General features: G+C 61.0%; 3 protein-coding genes. All 3 read right to left on the bottom strand.

From position 1 onward, the window contains the following. Positions 1-6 precede the first annotated feature (6 nt). The 3 genes from IM282_RS07270 to IM282_RS07260 all read right to left on the bottom strand — a co-directional run bounded on the left by IM282_RS07270 (position 7) and on the right by IM282_RS07260 (position 21,526). On the bottom strand, positions 7-1,182 hold the full coding sequence (locus tag IM282_RS07270; protein WP_022648066.1) for an HlyD family type I secretion periplasmic adaptor subunit: 1,176 nt from the start codon (positions 1,180-1,182) through the stop codon (positions 7-9). After that, entirely contained in the window at positions 1,179-3,344 is a 2,166-nt protein-coding gene (locus IM282_RS07265; RefSeq protein WP_022648065.1) for a type I secretion system permease/ATPase, read from the bottom strand. Before IM282_RS07265 ends, IM282_RS07270 begins: the two co-directional genes overlap by 4 nt. A gap of 176 nt (positions 3,345-3,520) precedes the next feature. Further along, positions 3,521-21,526, bottom strand: coding sequence for an Ig-like domain-containing protein (locus IM282_RS07260; RefSeq protein ID WP_192970278.1), 18,006 nt, complete (start codon positions 21,524-21,526; stop codon positions 3,521-3,523). Positions 21,527-21,640 lie beyond the last annotated feature (114 nt).

Below are 21,640 nucleotides of genomic sequence, written 5' to 3'. Positions count from 1 at the left end.
CCTTTTTTATCGCTCGCGCAGCGCCTCTTTTGCCTTATTTAACGGTTTCAGCAGATAATCAATGACGGATTTACTGCCGGTTTTGATATCAACCGTAGCTATCATGCCCGGAAACACCGGGAATTCCTTGCCCTGCCGGTTAGTCAGATGGTTACTGTCTGTACGGATATAAACGCGATAATAATAAACATCCCGTTTCACCTCGTCCTGAAGGGTATCCGGTGAAATCATCGTCACCTCCCCCTCCAGCCCGCCGTAAATGGAGTAGTCATAAGCGGTGATTTTCACCAGCGCTTTTTGCCCGGGATGGATAAACGCGACATCGCGCGGCGAGATTTTCGCTTCTATCACCATCTGGTCATCAAGCGGTACCAGGCTCATCAGTTTGCCGTTCGGCGGGATCACCCCGCCAACCGTCGTCACGTCAATGTCTTTCACGATGCCACGCACCGGCGCATTAAACGTTAAGCGGGTGAGTGAGTCTTCGCGCCCTTTCATCACCGAACGCTGCGCTTCGATTTCCGCGTTCGCTTTCGCCAGTTCTTCGCGGGCGCGAACGTAGTACTGGTTTTTCATCTCGGTGATTTTGCTCTCCAGTTCATTTTTTTGGCGTTCAAGGCGTAAAACTTCGACCTTACTGGCCGCCCCCTGCGTCACCAGCGGGCGCGTTAATGCCAGTTCACGCTGCACGAGATCCGCTCCCTGGCGTAAACCCGCCAGCCCTTTTTCAAGGCTTTCGCGACGAGACTGGTAAAGCGCCGTTTCCTGTTTAACCAGCTCAACGTCGTCATCCAGCTCTGCCGGGAATGTCAGCCCGGTGTCGTTCACTTCAGCATTCAGACGCGCGGCTGTCGCCATCGCAGCATTTAATCGAGACTCGCTCTCAAGCACGCTGGACTCGGTTTTCGTCCGGTCCAGTTGGGCAAGCTGTTGACCACGCTCGACGATATCGCCTTCGCGCACCATCAGACTGTGGATAATTCCCCCTTCCAGGGACTGGATCACCTGCTCGTGGGAGGACGGGATCACCTTGCCACTGCCCGTAGTGACCTCATCCAGCTGGAACAGGCTGGCCCAGGTAATAAACACCACCAGCAGGGCAAACAGCGACCATGCCACCAGCGACGATCGCGGCAGGCGGGGCTCCTTCAGTCGGCTATTAAAGCGGGAGAAATCATTCATGCCACGCCCTCCGTTTTCAGTTTAACCGTGCGCTGCGGCGCCTGCTGCGGGGCCATTCCGTGCTGGCGTAAAATGGCATCACGAGGGCCATCCATCACCACTTTGCCGTTTTCCAGCACGATGATGCGGTCAACCAGGTCCAGAATCGGCAGACGATGCGTCGCCACCACCAGCGTCCGGCGCTTACCGAGCCACTGGTGCAGATGCTGGATAAACTGCTTCTCGCTGACCTCATCCAGCCAGGCAGTGGGTTCATCCAGCAGCAGAATATTCGGCGAGGTGATCAGCGCGCGGGCCAGCAGCAGCGCCTGACGTTGCCCGCCGGAAAGCCCCATTCCGCCCTCGTTGATGATGGTGTTCAGCCCCATTTTCTGCTTGCGCACAAACTCCAGCGCGCCGCTGTTGACCAGCGCCTGATGAATTTCCTCGTCTGTCGCCAGCGGATTACCCATCAGGATGTTGTCGCGTACGGAGCCGAAGAACAGCCTCGCCTGCTGACTGAGCAGCTGCATATCGCGGCGTACGTCAGCCGGGTCAAGATGATTGAGAGCAATATCGTCCAGCAAAATGCTGCCCTGCTGTGGCTCCTGCATTCCCGCCAGCAGGTGCAGCAAAGTGCTTTTCCCCGAACCATTCCGCCCGAGCACCGCCACGCGCTCCCCGGCGCGAATGCGCAGTTTGCTGACGTTAAGCACGGTGAGCTTCTCTTCTTCGTCGTAATAAAACCCGACGTCGTCCAGCTGATAATCACCGCGCAGGTGGGCTTTATGCACTTTTTTGCCGTGCTGGGGATCGTCAATCGGACGCTGCATCAGGTCATCCAGTCCCTTGCGGGCCACCTTTGCTGACTGCCAGCGGGAGAGCACGCCGGAAATCTGCGACAGCGGCGCAATGGTGCGGGACGCCAGAATCGAGGTGCCCACCAGCGCACCGGTGGTCATGTCGCCGCTGATGACCAGGTAACAGCCCACCAGCAGCACCACGGCGTAGACGATAGATTGCACCTCCTGGGTCCAGGTCAGCAGCAGCCCCGTCAGCCAGCGCTGTTTCATGCCGACGCTGGCGGCAACGTCATTGGTGTTATTCCACTGGTTCTGGAACCGCTGCTCGGCGCGCATCAGCTTGATGTCCTCAAGCCCCTGCACCGCTTCCACCAGCGTGGCGTTACGAATCGCCGATTCACGCATCCCTTCGCTGGAGAGTTTTCCCAGCGGGCGCTGCACCAGCAGGCCGGGAATGAGCAGCAGCGGCACGGCCAGCAGCACCACCAGCACCAGCGGGCCGCCAATCATCCACAGAATGAAGACGAACAGCAGGAAGAACGGCAGATCGGAGATGGCTGCAATGGTGGTGGAGGTGATCAGCTCCCGCACCGACTCCAGCTCGCGGATCTGGGCGATAAACGACCCGGTCGATTTCGACCGTGCGCCGTTTTTAATCCGCAGGGCGTGGGCAAACACGCGCTCGGAAATACGCAGGTCGGCGCGTTTCCCTACCACATCCGAAATATGCACCCGCAGCATGCGCATGATGAATTCAAACACGATAGCGATCATCACGCCCCCAAACAGCACCCACAGCGTGGCCTCCGACTGGGACGGCACCACCCTGTCATACACCTGCATGGAAAAGACCATGCCGGAGAGCGCCAGCACGTTGGCGACCAGCGCCACCAGCATAATATCGCTGTAACGACGCCAGTCTTTCAGCGCCAGCTGCCAGAACCAGTTTTTCTCATAGGGTTTGATGTAATCATCCACGCGCGCATCCGGCGTGGACTCCAGGGGACGCAGTACCATCAGCCCTTTTAACCGCGAACCGAGTTCGTCACGCGTCAGCGTCGTCTCCAGGCCGCCGTCGCCGCTGAACTGCACGCTGATGTTCCCTTCATTGTCCATACGGTTGATGACCGCGATTTGCCCGCCGGTGAACTCCGCCAGCAGCGGTAAGCGCCACGGGTCGAGCGATACGGCTTCCGCCGCTACCCAACGCATCCCCAGCCCAAGCTGGCGCGCCATCTCCTCCAGCACCAGCTGGCGCGAAGACTGGCTTTCATGGTTAATCGTGACCCGAACATGCTCCGCCGAAAAATCCAGCCGATAGTGCTTAGCGATGATGAGCATGCCCTGCAACCAGGGTTCGTACTGTGGATGTGTCTTCATAATGCTACGTCCTGTTCAGGGCGATGATTTCGCACTGAAATGATACCTTTGCGAGATGATTAGAAATCGAACGTTACCTAAACGAGCCCGCAAAATAATCTTGTGAAATAGAGGGTTATGGCTATTAATGTAAAGAAACGCAAAAAGCCGCGAGGATCGCTCCCCGCGGCGTTGTTTTACGCAATTAACAGTTGATGATTTGCCAGCAGCGTCGCCAGATCCGTCTGCACGCCGTTCAGCGTCACCAGGGTGGTTGGCGAGAACTGGCCGCCCGTCCCGTCGAGGTCAACCTGGATCTCGGTGTTGCTGCCGTTCTGCACCACGCGGATGTAGTCAGCAATGTTGCCCGCGCTACTGTCCAGCGTCGCCACGCCGTTCACGTAGCTCGCCGAGCCGGTGCCGGTATAGCCGCTGTCGGAAAGCAGGTCGCGCAGATCGATGCGGTCCGTGTCTGCCGTCCCTTCCCAGGTACCGACGGTAAAGCCGTTCACCACATCGCTACCGTTGCCGCCCGTCGCGTCAGACGCGTTGATCAGCTTATAGAGCAGCGTGTCCTGACCGCCGCTGCCGATGTTGAAGGTGTCGTTACCGCCGCGGCCTTCGAACTGGTTATCACCGCTGTTGCCGGTGATCACGTCGTCATGGTCGGAGCCGTTAATCCCTTCAATATTCAACAACCGTGTGGTACCGAAGCCGGTGTCCTGCGCCGTAGAGAGGCGCAAATCAACAGTTATCCCAGAGGTGGCATTGCGGTAATCCACCACGTCCATGCCGCCGGTATTGCTCCAGGTGTCGTAGTCGGAATGGGTATTCCAGCCGCCGGAGCCGTTATAGGTATAGGTCCCATCCTCTGCGATAAAGGTGTCGTTATACCCGGTTCCGGTAATGGTTCCGCTGTGGCCGCCGGTGGCCGCTTCGGCGGTGAGAACATAACCCTCTTTGCCGTTGCTCGCGTCCAGGCCGGTCCAGGTGACGTTATCCGACACGCCGTTGGTGATCTTCACGATCTCCGCCGAGTAGGTTTCGTTCGGATCCAGCCCGTAGAAACTTACCAGCGCAGAGGTATCATTCGAACCAATGCCGGACTGGGCGTTGATGATCTGCGAGGCCACCAGTACGCCCGCGGCGTTGTACAGATTGACCGTGTTGCCGTAGTAGGCGTTGATGCCCTCGCTATCGATAATGTGCAGATGCATCGCGGTACCGTCAGCAATGGTTTTGCTGTTTTGCACCAGCACCACCTTGCCATTCTGCTGAGACACCAGCAGATCCTGCGCACCATCCCAGTTGTAGTCCACCGCGGCGACGCCGGTGACATTAGCAAGCCCTGACGCCAGCTGGCTTGAAGTCCAGGTTGAGCCGTAGCCGTTGTTGGTGAACAGGGTCGCCGTCTGTGAGCTGCCGTAGGTGCTGAGCTTGATGATGTCCATCTGCCCGTCACCGTTCCAGTCTACCGCCACCGACAGATAGCCCGCCGTGGCGTTAGAGGCTTCCACCGCGCTTTTGGTCGTGGAAAGCTGCCCGGTACCGTCGTTGTAGTAAATCACCCCGCCGTTGTTGTTGTAGCTGCTGCCCAGGTACAGGTCCATGTAGCCATCGCCGTTAAAGTCCGCCCACGTCATGGACGCCGCCGTGGTGGTATTCGAGGCGTTGGCCACAAACACGTTGGTCAGGTTCTGGCCAATGGAGAGCGTACCGTTCCCGTTGTTGTTTATCACGGTGAGCGAGTACGCCCCGCTGCGGTTGGTGTGCTGCACGATGTCCACGGTGCCGTCGTTGTTCAGGTCGACGCCGGAGATTTCACGTCCGGAATCGAACTGGCCGTAGAATCCACCTTCCCCGCCGGTGCCGTCCGGCGACAGAACGCCGTTGGTATTAACCAGGTAGGTCAGGGAATCCATACCGGCATCTCCGTAGGCCAGATCCAGATAGCCATCCCCGGTTTTATCGTAGGCAATTACGCCGCCGTACCAGATGGTGGTCCCCATTGCCAGCTGGCTGGCGGTGTAACTGCTGCCATCGTAGGTCCACATCACCTGCGTAGAACCCGCGTAGGTGTTCTCAGTTGCGAAAATATCCTGGGTGCCGTTACGGTCAAAGTCGGCGGCGGTCTGACTCACTACGTAATAGCCACGGGTGTTGCTCAGCGTATTGCCGGCATAGGTCGAGCTATCGCTGCTGGAGTAAGACTGGCCGTTAGCAATGATATTCCACAGGCCGCTGCTGTTCGTGCCGACGGTCATGGTCGAGTTATTCAGGTTACCCGCAGTGGTCGCCCAGTCGGTATTCACCGAGGTGGTATCGATCACCAGGCTACCGGTTGCCGTACCGGTGGTGTTACCGTTGCCCGCGCTACTCTTCACCTGCGCGGTTACGTCGTAGTTCGCCACGCTCAGGGCATCGCTGTCCGGGATCTGCAGATACCAGGTATTGTGATCCGGGTCGACTACCACCGCGCCGCCGGTCTGGGAGGTGTAGGTTTTCCCGTTCACCGTCACCACCAGATATTCACCGTTTACCAGGTCTGCGGAGACCGTACCGCTGACAATCGGCGTGGTATCCGAGGTGGTCTGGGCAGTAATCGCCGCCGTGGTGGTCGGGATGCTGGTATCGACGTTCAGCACAAAGCCATCCGATTCCGTGTAGTTACCGGCTTTGTCGGTGACGCGCAGAATGTAAGTGTGATTCCCGTCGAGCAGGCCGTTGTCCTGATAGGACCAGCTTGCGCTGCCGTTCATTGTGACCTGACCCAACAAGATCCCATCCCGGTAAAGCTGCACGATTTCGCCGTCTTCCGGAGCACGGTTAAGCGTACCGTTGATCAGCGGTGAGGTATCGTCCGTCGCGACTGATGCGCCGTACGTGCCCGTACGTTCACCTTCCCCGTCGGTATAGCTGACAACCGTTCCCACCGTTTCAGGCGGCGTGGTATCAACCGTTACCACCTGCGACGAGGTTGAGCCGACGTTGCCCGCCTGGTCGATGATCCGCACCTGCCAGGTGTAATCCCCGTCCGCCAGATCGCGGGTATCCGTATAGCTCCAGCGCTGGTTAGTGACGGCAGTGTCAATCCAGGTATTGCCGCCGTCGAGGCTGATCTGTACGCGCTCGTCGCTGGCCAGCGCGCTGCCCAACGAGCCGTTGATCGTCAGCGAGGTGTCCATGGTGATGAAATCACTCCCGGACTGCCCGGTATCTTCGCTGATGCTGTCAATGGTGATGCCGTACTGCGGCGCCTGGGTATCCACCGTCACGTCCTGCGTGGTGGTGGCCCCGACGTTGCCCGCCTGATCGACAACCCGCACCTGATAGCGGTAGTCGCCGTCGGCCAGGGTGCGCGCGTCGTTATAACTCCACCGGGTGCCGCTTACCGTGGCGTAAACCCAGGTAGTGCCGCCATCCATGCTCACCTGCACATACTCACCCGCCCCGAGTTCGGCCCCGAGCGTCCCGTTGAGCGTGTACGAGGTCGAACTGGTCAGGAAGTCGTTATTGTCGAAGCCGGTATCGACGGTGATGTTATCCACGGTCACCGTAATCGCCGCATCCGGCGCGACCGTATCGACCATCACCTGCTGATGAGCGCTGGCACCCACGTTGCCCGCCGCATCCACTACGCGAACGTAGTAGTCATAGGTCTGGTTACCCAGCGTGCGGCCGTCCACGTAGTACCAGCTGTTGCCGGTGACGATCACGTTCTGCCATGTGACACCGCCGTCGATGCTAATCTGGGCATATTCGCCGTCGGCCAGCGTTGCGCCGAGCGAGCCGTGCAGCGTCAGGGAGGTATCATTGGTGATAAAGTCGCTGCTGCTCAGGCCGGTATCGTCGCTGATGCTGTCGATAGCGATCGTTTTGCTGGCGTCCGGCGCGACGGTATCAATGGTCACCACCTGGCTGGTGGTGGCGCTGATATTCCCCGCGTCGTCAATCACCCGCAGCTGGTAGTTGTAGTCTCCGTCGGCCAGCGTGCGGCCATCAACGTAGGTCCAGCTCAGACCGCTGACGCTCACGTCAGTCCAGGTCGCGCCACCGTCCAGGCTGATCTGCGCGTGGTCGCCGCTGCCCAGGGCCGCGCCGAGCGTCCCTTTCAGGCTAATCTGGTTGTCGCTGGTAATGAAGTCGCTGTCGGACAGGCCGGTATCCTGCGAGACGGAATCCACGGTAATGCTCGTCGCCGCAGGCTTCGTCAGATCGATTACCACGTCCTGGCTGTCCGTTGCCCCAACGTTGCCCGCATTATCAATGACGCGCACCTGGTACGGGTACGTCCCGTCCGTCAGGGTACGCCCATCGGTGTAGCGCCAGGTGGTGCCGGTCACGGTCAGGTCAATCCAGGTGACGCCGCCGTCCAGGCTGATCTGCGCCTTCTCGTTATTACCGAGCTGCGCGGTCAGGGAACCGTTCACCACCACCTGCTTATCGTTGGTGATGAAGTCACTCGCGCTCAGGCCGGTATCGTTTTGCAGGGAATCAATGCTGATCCCCATTGACGGTGCGGTGAGATCCACGGTGACGCTGTGGTTATCGCTGGCGCTGTTGCCGATTGCGTTGCTCACCTGCGCATTGATCACGTACGAACCGCCGTCCGCCAGCGCGGTCACGTCTGCGCTGCCGACCGTATAGCTCCAGGTGCCGTCATTTTGAACGGTAGCCGTGTAGGTTTTACCGTTAAGCGTAATGGTCACCGTCTGGCCCGCAGGCGCGTCGGTGGTGCCGCTGACAATTAGCGGCGTGCCGTGCTCGGCGGCGTTGACGATATCGTCCTGGGCAAAGGTGTTAATGACGATGGTCGGCACGTCGCCGTTCAGCGTCACGTCGTGTGTTGCGCTGCCCGGGTTACCCGCCTTATCGCTCACCGTAGCCGTAATGGTGTAATCCCCATCGCTCAGGCCGAGGAAGTCGCGGCCCGGCACGAAGACCGACCACGAACCGTCTGCTCCAACGGTCGCCTGATAGCTGTGCCCGTTGAAGGAGACGGTCACCGTCTGGCCCTGCTCCGCGGTGGTGGTCCCGCTAATAGTCTGCCCCGCCAGCTGCTCGGCGTTGTTGACGATATCGTCATCGGCCACGGTGCTGATGGTGACGGCTGGTGCGACGGTATCGACCGTTAAGGTATGGGTCGTCTGGCCGCTGTTACCGGCTTTATCGTTGACCACGGCGGTCACCGTCAGCGCACCCTGGCTCAGTGCGGCCAGGTCTGCCGCCGGAACGTCCAGCGTCCAGGTGCCATCGCTGCCGACAAGCGCAGTGTAGGTTTTTCCGCCCAGCGTGACGGTCACCGTCTGGCCTGCTTCCGCGCTGGAAGAGCCGTGTACGGTGAGCGGCTGCTGAGCTTCCGCCGCATTCAGCACGTCGTCGCCCGACAACGTGTTCACGCTAATCACCGGCACGGTGGTGTCCACGCTGATGGTATGCGTCGCCGAGGCGCTGTTCCCGGCGCTGTCCTGCGCCGAAGCAGAAACCTGGTAGCTCGCGCCGTCGGCCAGAGCGCCCACGTCGGCGGCCGGAACGGTGGTCTGCCAGGCGCCGTCGCTCTGAATGGTGGCCGTATAGCTCTTACCATTCAGGGTGATAGTGACCTGCGTACCGCTGGCGAACTGCGCACTGGAACCGTTGATAACCAGCGACGCGCCCGCTTCTGCCGCATTGATCACGTCATCACCACTGAGGGTGTTGACGGTCAGCGCGACCGATGCGGTATTTACCACCACGTCATGGGTCTGGGTGCTGCTGTTGCCTGCGCTGTCGGTGATAGTCGCGCTGAGGGTTACGGTGCCGTCGGTCAGTGCGGAAATCACGCTGGCCGGAACGCCCACGCTCCAGTAACCGCTGGCGTCAACGGTGGTGGTGTACTGATTCGAACCGATGGTGATAATCAGCTTATCGCCGACGCTGGCGCCGGTTGCGGTGCCGCTGACGATCTGCGCCTGCCCGTGCTCCACGCTGTTGATGACGTCATCACCCGCCACGACGTTAAAGCTGACGGTCGGCGGCGTGGTATCAAGCGTAATCGCTTTACCCGCGCTGCCCGGGTTACCCGCGGCGTCACTCACGCTCACCTGCACGGTGTAGCCGTTATCCGCCAGGGCGGACAGGTCTGTGCCCGGCACGTTAACGCTCCAGACGCCGCCCTGCTGAACCTGCGCGGTGTAGCTGTTCCCGCCGAAGGTTACGGTTACCGTCTGACCGACTTCCGCCGTGGTGGTGCCGGAAATGGCCACGCCCGCAGCCGCTTCGCTGCCGTTGATCACGTTGTTGCCTGCGACCGTGTCAATCGTCACGGTTGGCGCGGTGGCATCTACACTGTATTCGCGGCCCGCCGAAGCGCTGTTGCCGTGCGCGTTGGTGACGCTCACCTGCACGCTGGCGTCGCCGTCTTTCAGACCCGCAAGATCCGAGGAAGGCACGCTCGCCGTCCAGTTACCGTCGGCATCGACTTTGGCGGTGTAAGACTTGCCGCCAAAGGTGATGGTAACGATCTGGTTCTCTTCCACATTGGATGTGCTGCCGGAAAGCACCAGATCCGCGCCTTTCTCCGCCGCGTTAATCACGTCGTCGGTGGCGATGGCATCGATGCTGATCGCCACGGCTGCCAGATCGATGGTGACGTCGTGGCTGATGGAGACCGGATTGCCCGCCGCGTTCTGGCCCGCTACGGTGACGGTCATCGTGCCTGCGGCCAGAGCGCCCACGTCTGCCGCCGGGATCGCCGCGGTCCAGGAGCCGTCTGCCAGTACCGACGCGGCATAGGTCTTGCCATTCAGGGTCACGGTGAGCGTAGTGCCCGCCGCCAGCCCATCGCTTGAGCCAGTGACGATAAGATTCTGACCATGCTCAATGCTGTTGATCACGTCATCGCCCGCCACGGTATCCACGCGCAGCCCCGGCAGGCTGGCGTCGATAGTGATATCGCGCTCGCCCGTTCCCGAATTGCCATGGTCATTAGTGACGGTCGCAGACACCGTTAAATCGCCGTTGCCCAGCGCCGTCAGAACCGACTCAGGCACGTTCACGGACCAGGTCAGATCGCTCTGCACCGTCGCGGTGTAGCTGTTGCCGCCGATGGTCACCGTCACGGTGTTGCCCGCCTCAGCGTTCGTTACCCTGCCGCTGAGGGTCTGCCCCGCAGCCACTTCCGCCGCGTTAATCACGTTGTCGCCCGCCACGGTGTTGATGGTGACGGTTGGCAGCGCGGTGTCGACAAGCAGGTTCGCGGTGTTGCTCACGCTGTTGCCCACGCCGTTGGTGACGGTCGCGCTCAGGGTGTAGTTGGCTTCGCCCAGGCTCGCCAGATCCGCCGCCGGAACCGTCAGGCTCCAGGTGCCGTCTGCCGCAGTTGTCGCCGTGTAGTTTTTACCGTTCAGAATTACGGTCACCACGGTGCCTTCTGCCAGGTTGGCGCTGGTGCCGTTGACGCTCAGGTCCTGCCCTTTTTCTACCGCGTTCAGGACGTTGTCATCGCTGATGGCGTTGAAGCTGACCGACGGCAGACCAGTATCGACGGTCACATTATGCGTGCCGCTGCCGGTGTTGCCCGCCGCGTCGGTGACAGACGCAGTGACGGTCACGGTGCCGTCGCTGAGGACTGAAATGACGCTGGCCGGAACGCCCACGCTCCAGTTACCCGCCGCGTCCAGCACGGTGGTATAAGTCTGGCCGCCAATCGTGACGGTGACCTTATCGCCCGCTGCCGCGCCGGTGGCGGAGCCGCTGACGATCTGCGCCTGATTGTGTTCAGCCGCGTTAATCACATCGTCACCTGCAACGGTGTGGATGGTCACCCCAGGAACGGTCACATCCACCGTCAGAGTGTGATCAACCGATGCCGGGTTACCCGCCTTGTCGCTGACTGAGGCAGTGACCGTCACGCTGCCGTCGGTTAATCCTGCCAGATCCGCCGCCGGAACGTTCAGCGTCCAGCTGCCGTCCGCGCTCACGGTTGTGGTGTAATCTTTGCCGTTCAGCGACACGGTCAGCGTCTGGCCCGCTTCGGCGGTGCTGGTGCCGGAGATTGCCAGGTCTGACTGCGCTTCCGTGGCGTTGAGGATATCGTCTGTGGCAATCGTGTTGATGGTCACGGACGGCGCGGTAGCATCCACGCTGTACTCGTGGCCCGCAGACGCGCTGTTGCCGTTCACGTTGGTGACGCTCACCTGCACGCTGGCGTCGCCATCCTTCAGGCCAGCCAGATCCGCTGACGGCACGGTGTAAGTCCAGTTGCCGCTGTCGTCCACGGTGGTGGTGTAGATCCTGCCGTTCAGACTGATGGTCACGGTCTGCCCGGCTTCCACGTTGGTGGTCGCACCGGACAGCACCAGATCCGCGCCCTTCTCCGCCGCGTTAATCACGTCGTCGGTGGCAAGCGCATTGATGCTGATGGCAACGGTAGCCAGATCCACGGTCACATCGTGGCTGATGGTGATCGGGTTACCCGCCGCGCTGTCGCCGGTAACGCTGATTTTCACGGTGCCTTCCGGCCACGCGCTCACGTCGGTGGACGGGATCGCCGCGCGCCAGGTGCCGTCTGCCAGCACCGTTGCCGCGTAATCTTTACCGTTGACGGTAACCGTCAGCGCCGTGCCCGGCGCCAGCCCGTCGCTGGAGCCTGAAACAATCAGGTTCTGCGCGTGCTCAATGGTGTTGATCACGTCATCACCCGCCACGGTATTCACGCGCAGGCCCGGCAGGTTAGCGTCGATAGCGATCTCGCGCTCGCCGGTCCCGGTGTTGCCGTGGCCGTTGGTGACGGTTGCCGTCACGCTCAGGCTGCCGTTGCCGAGTGCGGTCAGCACGTCAGACGGCACGTTGACGGACCAGGACAAATTGTTCTGCACCGTCGCGGTGTAGCTGTGGCCGCCGATAGTCACCGTCACGGTGTTGCCCGCTTCGGCATTCGCCACGGTGCCGCTCAGGGTCTGACCTGCCGCCACTTCCGCCGCGTTGATGACGTTGTCGCCCGCCACGGTGTTGATGGTGACGGTTGGCAGCGCGGTGTCCACCAGCAGGTTCGCGGTGTTGCTCACGCTGTTGCCCACGCCGTTGGTGGCGGTCGCGTTCAGGGTGTAACTGGCCTGACCGAGACCGGCCAGATCCGCCGCCGGAACAGTCAGGCTCCAGGTGCCGTCTGCCGCAGTTGTCGCCGTGTAGTTTTTGCCGTTCAGAATTACGGTCACCACGGTGCCTTCCGTCAGGTTGGCGCTGGTGCCGCTGACGCTCAGGTCCTGCCCTTTTTCAACGGCGTTCAGGACGTTGTCATCACTGATGGCGTTGAAGCTGACCGACGGCAGACCGGTATCGACGGTCACATTATGCGTGCCGCTGCCGGTGTTGCCCGCCGCGTCGGTGACAGACGCAGTGACGGTCACCGTACCGTCGCTGAGGCCTGAAATCACATTTGCCGGAACGCCCACGCTCCAGTTACCCGCCGCGTCCAGCACGGTGGTGTAAGTCTGGCCGCCGATCGTGACGATGACCTTATCGCCCGCCGCCGCGCCGGTGGCGGAGCCGCTGATAATCTGTGCCTGCTTGTGTTCAGCCACGTTAATCACGTCGTCGCCTGCCACGGTGTGGATGGTCACCGCAGGAACGGTCACATCCACCATCAGAGTGTGGTCCACCGACGCCGGGTTACCCGCCTTGTCGCTGACTGAGGCAGTTACCGTCACGCTGCCGTCGGTTAATCCTGCCAGATCCGCCGCCGGAACGTTCAGCGTCCAGCTGCCATTCGCGCTGACGGTTGTGGTGTAATCTTTGCCGTTCAGCGATACGGTCAGCGTCTGGCCCGCTTCGGCGGTGCTGGTGCCGGAGATAGCCAGGTCTGACTGCGCTTCTGAAGCGTTGAGGCTATCATCTGTGGCAATCGTGTTGATGGTCACGGACGGCGCGGTAGCATCCACGCTGTACTCGCGGCCCGCCGAGGCGCTGTTGCCGTTCACGTTGGTGACGCTTACCTGCACGCTGGCATCACCCTCTTTCAGACCGGTCAGATCCGAAGATGGCACAGTGGCGGTCCATTTACCCTCAGCGTCCACCGTGGCGGTGTAGTTCTTGCCGCCGAAGGCGATGGTGACGGTTTGATTTTCCTCAACGTTCGCAGTGGTGCCGGAAAGCACCAGTTCTTCGCCCTTCTCGGCGGCGTTGATCACGTCATCGGAAGCGATGGCGTCAATGCTGATGGCGACGTTTGCCAGATCCACCGTCACATCATGGTTGATAGTCACCGGATTGCCCGCGCTGCTCTGCCCTTCAACGGTCACGGTGACCGTGCCTGCGGCAAGGGCACCCACGTCCGCAGAAGGGATCGCCGCACTCCAGGTGCCGTCTGCCAGCACGGTAGCCGCATAGGTTTTACCGTTTACGGTGACGGTCAGCGCCGTACCCGCCGTCAGGCCGTCGCTTGAACCCGTGATAATCAGATTCTGCCCGTGTTCGATGCTGTTAATCACGTCATCGCCCGCCACGGTGTCCACGCGCAGGCCCGGCAGATTCGCGTCTATCACGATTTCGCGCTCGCCCGTTCCACTATTGCCCACGCCGTTGGTGACGCTGGCTGACACGGTTAAATCGCCGTTGCCCAGCGCGGTCAGCACCGACTCCGGCACGCTCACGGACCAGGTGAGATCGCTCTGCACCGTTGCGGTGTAGCTGTTGCCGCCAATGGTCACGGTCACGGTGTTGCCTGCTTCGGCATTCACCACCTTACCGCTGATGGTCTGGCCGGTTGCCAGCTCCGCCGCGTTAATGACGTCGTCACCTGCCACGGTGTTGATAATCACGCCCGGCAGAACGGATTCCACGTTCACGGTGTGCGAGGTGCTGGTGCTGTTGCCGACGCTGTCCGTCGCGGAGGCCGACACGGTGTAAAGCGCTTCACCCAGTTGCCCCACCTCGCTCGCCGGAACGGTTGTAGTCCATTGGCCATTGGTATCTACCGTGGCGCTGTACGCTTTGCCGTTGAGCATCACGGTCACCACCGCGCCCGCCGCCAGCCCGGAAGCCGTACCTGTGATGGTCAGATCCTGGGTTTTCTCGGTGTTGTTGATCACATCGTCACCGGACACGGTGTCAATGGTCAGCACCGGCGCGGTCAGGTTGACTTCAACCTCGTGCGTTGTGCTGTTGCTGTTTCCGGCTTTATCGGTCAGCGCCGCGGTGATGGTGTGATCCCCTGCGGTCAGAGCACTCACGTCCGCCGCAGGCACGCCCACGTTCCACTTGCCGGAAGCGTCCAGGGTCGCCGTGTAATCTTTGTTATTGATGGTGACGGTCACCACGTCACCCGCCGCCGCACCGGTCACGGAACCGGTGACAATCAGCGCCTGCGCATGCTCGGCGCTGTTGATCACGTCGTCGTCGGAAACGGTGTTAATGGTCAGCTGTGGCACCGTGGTATCCACCAGCACATCGCGATCCGCCGAGGCCGGGTTACCCGCTTTATCCAGGACGGCTGCCGTGATGGTGTAATCGCCGTCGGAAATCGCGCCGACATCCGCAGACGGTACGGTGACGCTCCAGCTGCCATTCGCCTGCACGGTGGTGGTGTAATTCTCGCCGTTCAGGGTCACGGTCACGGTCTGGCCCACTTCCGCATCAGAGACGCCGTTGATGACCAGATCCTGCTGCGCTTCGGCAGCATTGATGATGTTGTTGTCGCTGACGATTTCAATCGACACCGTCGGCGCGGTGGCATCCACGCTGTACTCGCGGCCCGCAGAGGCGCTGTTGCCGTTTACGTTGGTGACGCTGACCTGCACGCTGGTGTCGCCGTCTTTCAGTCCGCCCAAATCGGCAGACGGTACGGTCGCCGTCCAGTGGCCGCTGGCATCCACCGTCGCGCTATAGGTCTTACCGCCGAAAATGATAGTAACGGTCTGGTTTTCTTCCACGTTGGTGGTCGAGCCGGACAGCACCAGATCCGCACCCTTCTCGGCTGCGTTAATCACGTCGTCCGTAGCGATGGCGTCGATGCTGATGGCGACCGGCGCCAGATCCACCTTCACGTCATGGCTGATGGAAACCGGATTACCCGCCGCGCTCTGGCCGTCAACGGTCACGGTGACTGTACCTGCGCTCAGCGCGCCGACGTCAGCCGCCGGAATAGCCGCCGTCCAGGTGCCGTCCGCCAGCACGGTTGCCGCGTAGGTTTTGCCGTTGACGGTGACCGTCAGCGCCGATCCGCTCGCCAGCCCGTCGCTGGAGCCGGTGATAATCAGGTTTTGAGTATGCTCGATGCTGTTGATCACATCGTCGCCTGCCACGGTATCCACGCGCAGGCCCGGCAGGCTGGCATCAATCGTGATGTCGCGCTCGCCGGTGCCGGTGTTGCCGTGGCCGTTGGTCACGCTCGCTGTTACGGTGAGATCGCCGTTACCGATAGCGGTTAAGACGTCAGATGCCACGTTAACCGACCAGCTCAGATCGTCCTGAACCGTCGCGGTATAGGTGTTGCCCCCGATACCGATCGTGACAGTGTCACCGCTCGCCGCGCCGCTCACTTTCCCGCTCAGGGTTTGTCCGGAAGCCACTTCCGCTGCGTTAATCACGTCGTCGGTGGCAACTGCATTAATGGTGACCTGCGGCAGCGCGCTGTCGACCAGCACGCTATGGCTGGTGTTCGCGCTATTACCCGCGGTATCGGTCACGCTGGCCGTCACGCTGTAGCTCGCTTCGCCCAGTGCCGAGACGTTTGCCGCCGGAACGGTGACGCTCCAGTTACCGCTGGCATCGGTGGTGGCGGCGTAACTGATACCGTTCAGGGTTACGGTGATGCGGGTCCCGTCCGGCTGGTTGCTGGTGCCGGAGACCAGCAGATCCTGACCTTTCTCGGTCGCGTTGATCACGTCGTCAACCGCCAGGGTAGTGATGGCAATCACCGGCGCGGTCAGGGAGACGTCAAACGCGTGCGTCGCGCTGGTGCTGTTGCCCGCTTTATCGGTGAGCGTGGCGGAGATCGTTTGATCGCCGTTAGCCAGCGCGCCCACGTCCGCCGCCGGAACGCCCACGCTCCAGTTACCGGCACCGTCCAGCATGGCGGTGTAGTCTTTGCCGTTCAGGGTCAGGGTAATCACATCGCCCGCCTGCGCGCCCGTCACCTTGCCGGTGACAATCAGCGCCTGGCCGTGCTCGGCAATATTAACAATGTCGTCGCCCGCCACAATGTTGAAGGTAATCTGCGGCACGGTAGTGTCGACCAGCACGGACGCCCCCGCGCTGGCCGGGTTGCCCGCTTTATCGGACACGGTCGCCGTGACCGCCGCGCTACCGTCTGCGATCCCCGCCAGATCCGCCGCCGGTACATCCAGCGTCCAGCTGCCGTTTGCCTGCACCTGGGCGGTGTACTGATTGCCGTTGAAGGTCACGGTGACCGTCTGGCCTGCTTCGGCAGTAGACGTCCCGCTCAGGGTCAGGTCCTGCGCCGCCTCTGCCGCATTTAGCATGTTGTCGCCGCTGATGGTGTTGATGGTGACCGCTGGCGCGGCGGTATCGACGCTGAATGCCTGCGAGGAAGAGGCCGCGTTGCCGTTCATGTTGGTTACGCTAACCTGTACGCTGGCGTCGCCATCCTTCAGGCCGCTCAGTTCGGCAGCCGGTACGGTGCAGGTCCAGTCGCCGTTGGCATCGACCATCGTGGTCCAGGTTTTACCCGCAAAGATAATGGTAACGGTCTGGCCCGCTTCAACGTTCGAGGAGGAGCCGGACAGCACCAGATCCTGGCCTTTTTCTGCCGCGTTCAGCACGTTGTCGTCCGTCACGCTGTTGATGCTTATCGCCACCGGGGCGAGATCGACATCCACCACGGTACCGATGTTCACCGGGTTGCCGGAGGTATCCTGCGCGCTGGCGCTGATGGTGAGCGCTCCATCCGCCCACCGGGAGACGTCCGCGGCCGGAACCGCAGCCTGCCAGGTGCCGTCCGCCAGTACCGAGGCGGAATAACTCTTGCCGTTGATGCTCACGGTGACGGTGCTACCCGCCGCCAGGTCGGTGCTGGTGCCGGAGATAACCAGGTTCTGCGCGTGTTCAATAACGTTAATGACGTCGTCACCGGCGACGGTATCAATGCGCAGGCCGGGCAACTGGGCGTCAATGGTGACATCCAGGGAAGACGATCCGGTATTACCGTGCGCGTTCGTCACGCTGGCCGATACGGTCAGGTCGCCGTTGCCGAGCGCGGTTAACTGACTCTGGGTTAACGGCAGGCTCCAGGTGAGATCGTCCTGTACGGTAGCCGTGTATGTCTGCCCGCCGATGATAATGGTGACGGTATCGCCCGATGCCGCGTTCGATACTTTCCCGGTCAGGGTTTGCCCTGCGGCCACTTCCGCCGCGTTAACGATATTGTCGCCCGCGACGTTGTTGAGGGTAACAACCGGCAGCGAGCTGTCCACCAGCACATCGTGCGTGGCAGAGGCGCTGTTGCCCACATTATCGGTGACGCTCGCCGTCACGGTGTAATTGGCTTCACCCAGCGCGCTCACCGCAGAGGCGGGTACGGTAACGCTCCAGTTGCCACTGGCGTCGGTGGTGGCTGCATAGTTGATACCGTTCAGATTAACGGTGATGGTGGTTCCTTCCGGCTGGTTGCTGGTACCGGAAAGCAGCAGATCTTCGCCCTTCTCTGCCGCATTGATCACGTCATCCGCTGCCAGCGTATTAATACCGATTACAGGCGTGACTGTATTGACCACTACATCCACTGAACTGCTGCCGGTGTTGCCGGACCGATCGGTCACGGAGACGTTAATGGTCCAGGTGCCGTCCGTCAGCCCCTGAACGACGGACGCAGGCAGGCCGAGGCTCCAGTTGCCCGCCGCATCCACCACGGTGGTGTAGTCCACGTTATTGATGGTGATGATGACCAAATCACCCGCCGCCGCGCCGGTGACGGAGCCGCTCAGGATCTGCGCCTGTGAATGGGCCAGCTGGTTAACGGTGTTGGTGTCGGTGACGAAATCGTTGATGGTCACCTGCGGCACGGTGGCATCCACCAGCCCAACGCGGTCCGCGCTGCTGCTGTTGCCCGCCACGTCACTGACGGTGGCCGTGACGGTGACATTGCCATCGGTCAGCGCGCCAACGTCGGCGGCAGGCACGTTCAACTGCCAGCGACCGTCCGCCTGGACCGTGGTCTGGTAAGATTTACCGTTCAGCGTCACGGTGACCGTCTGGCCCGCTTCAGCGGTTGTGCTGCCGCTGAGCACCAGATCCTGCTGCGCTTCTGCCGCATTAATGATGTTGTCGTCGGTCAGGTTATCAAGCGTAATGGCTGGCGGCTGTGTATCGACAATCACCACGCGTGAGGCGTCCGCGCTGTTGCCGTTGACGTTAGTCACGCTGACGCTCACCTGCGCCCGCCCGTCGATCAGCGTTTCCATCGCGCTCGCCGGAACGGTCAGGCGCCAGGAGCCGTCCTGCTGCACCTGTGCGGTAAAGGTTTGATCCGCGAATTTCACCACCACGGTTTGCCCGGCCTCTACGCCCTGCGTCTGACCGGAAAGCGTGACATCCGCGCCTTTTTCCGCCGCGTTGAGCATATCGTCAGTGGTTACGGTATCGATGGTGACGGCCACCGCGTTCAGGTCAAGCTCGATCGGGTGTTCAGCCGCCACGGTGTTGCCCCAGGCATCTTCCGCACTGACGCTGACGGTCATTCCTCCCGCCGTCCATGCCTGCAGGTCCGCCGACGGCACGCCAATCTGCCAGCTGCCGCTGGCGTTAACCGTGGTGACGTATTCAACATTATTGATGGTGACGGTGATCTGTGTGCCTTCGGCCAGATGAGTGCTGGAGCCGGTCACGGCCAGATCCTGCTGCTGTTCAATGGCGTTAATCACGTCATCGCCAGAGATCGTGTTCACGCGCAGGCCCGGCAGTTCGGCGTTGATGTTGATATCACGTTCGCCGGTGCCGGTGTTGCCGTGCGCATTGGTGACAGAGGCGCTGAAGGTTAACTCGCCGTCGCCAAACGCCTGAAGGTCGGCCGATGGGATGGTCACGCTCCATTTCAGGTCGCTGCCAACCGTCGCGGTGTAGCTCTTGCCGCCCACGGTGACAGAGACGGTATCGCCCGCCGCCGCGCCGGTGACGCGTCCGCTGAGGGTTTGGTCAACCGCCGCTTCGGCGTTATTGACCAGGTTATCCCCGGAAAAGGTGTTGAGGATCACCTGCGGCAGCGCGGTATCGACCAGCAGATTCGCCTCGGCGGAGCCGCTGTTACCCACGCTGTCGGTGCCGCTGACGCTCACGGTGTAAAGGGTATTCGCCAGATCCAGCACGTCGGAAACCGGCACCTGAACGGACCAGCTACCGTTCTCAACGGTGGCCTGATAGTTAACGTTGTTCAATGTCACGGTGACAGCGCTGCCGTTCGGCAGATTACTGGTCCCGCTCAGGCTCAGAGGCTGCATGGCCTCCAGCGCATTCAGGACGTTATCCTGGCTGATGGGGTCAAGGGTAAATTCCGGCGGGTTGCCGCTGAGCGTAATGCCGTGCGTCGCGCTGCCGGTGTTGCCCGCCGCATCGGTCACGGAGACCGAAATGCTGTGGCTACCTTCACCCAGCGCGCCAATGACAGAGGCTGGCACGCCGACGCTCCAGCTGCCGTCCGCCTGGACGACACCGGTAAAGGTCTTGCCGCCAACGGTCACGGTGACAACGTCGCCCGCCGCCGCGCCGTTCGCCTGGCCGGAAATAATCTGAGCCTGCCCCTGCTCGCTGGTGTTCAGAATGTCGTCGCCCGCGACAGTGTTGATAGTGACCACTGGCGCTGCGGTATCGACCGTGAAATCGGCGGTGGTGGAGGCCCCGTTACCCGCTTTGTCGCTGACGTTTGCCGTCAGGGTGTGCTCGCCGTTAGCCATCGCCTGTACTTCACTGGCCGAAAGCGTAACGGACCAGGTGCGGTCGCTGCCCACGGTCGCCGTGTGATTTTTGCCGTTCAGCGTGACCGTCACAATCTGGCCCGCTTCCGCATCGGTTTTTCCGGTCAGCGTCAGCGGCTGATTATGTTCAGCCGCGTTGATGATGTTGTCCTGGGCGATCGTGTCGACAGAAATCGCTGGCGCAGCGGTATCGACGCCAATCGTCTGGCTGCCGGTCACGGTGTTGCCCGCCGCGTCTTTGCCGCTGACGTTGACCGTCCAGGTACCATCGCCCAGCGCCTGCGCGTCAGCAGCAGGCACCTTCACGCTCCATGCGCCGTTTGCCCCCACTTCTGCGGAATAGGTTTTACCGTTCAGCGTGACGGTAAGCGCCGTTCCCTGCGCCAGGTTTTTGCTGGTGCCGGACAGCGTAAAGCCAGCGGCCTGCTCGCTGGCGTTGATCACGTTATCGCCCGCCGTGGTGGCGAGCGTCACGCTGGTATCCGCTGTAGAAACGGTTACGGTAATACTGCCCGCAGAGGTCGTTTTACTGCCGTCGATCTGGACGACGGACCAGGTATGTTCCCCGTCCGCCTGGGTCGGAAGTGTTACCGTCCAGGTGCCGTCCTTTGCGACCATGGTGCTGGCGATGGTGCTGCCGCTGCTGTCTTTAACCTGAATGGTCGCGCCCGGCTGCCCGGTACCGCTGAAGGTTGGGGTGTTATCATCCGTGACCTCTTTTGCACTCAGCACCCCCTGCTTGTCACCCGCGTTATCCGTCAGCAAAAATGTTGGCGTGGCGCTTTCGACTTCTTTCGTATTATCAATAACTTTTGTTTTGGTTTCGCCGTCACCGCCGTGAGCCAGCAGTGCGCCAATCGCACCGCCTCCCAACGCCGCTCCGGCAATCCAGCCCCACGGCGCATCGCTTAAGACGCTTCCCTGCTCCAGAAAAGGTTCAATGCTGCTAATGGGTGCAGCCTGGGCGGTTAATTCGGTGGCGGCAACGCCTGATGCTTCCCCGGCATCGGCAAATGAAATATGCGTCAACTCCTGGTTATCGTTAAATACCAGTTCGGAATGATTATGGGTTTCCGTGTCTTCGACAAAATAATTATTGCAGCGGATCACGCTGCCATCTTTCATATAAATGAGGAGGTCATTCCCCTGGCGGACATAACGCACCACGTCCTGAGCAGAACCCTGAATTTCAATCACGCTCGGCGATGAAATAGAGACCGAGAGATTCCCTTCACCGGTTAATTTCGTTTTTTCTGCCGTTTTTCGAATGATAACATCAACAACTTTTGCGTTACTCATATTCTTCTCCTTGCAGGTGCGCGTATTCCTGTGGTTATGTCCACCAGAGGGATGTAACTATCCCTGGGAAAAACCACCCATTATTGTCTGACTTATTTCGCGCAGAAAGGCGCG

The organism is Enterobacter cloacae complex sp. P29RS (assembly GCF_014893445.1).
GTDB lineage: Bacteria > Pseudomonadota > Gammaproteobacteria > Enterobacterales > Enterobacteriaceae > Enterobacter > Enterobacter intestinihominis.
The sequence above is the reverse complement of the archived record's forward strand: the minus strand, read 5'-3'. Positions and strand labels throughout refer to the sequence as shown.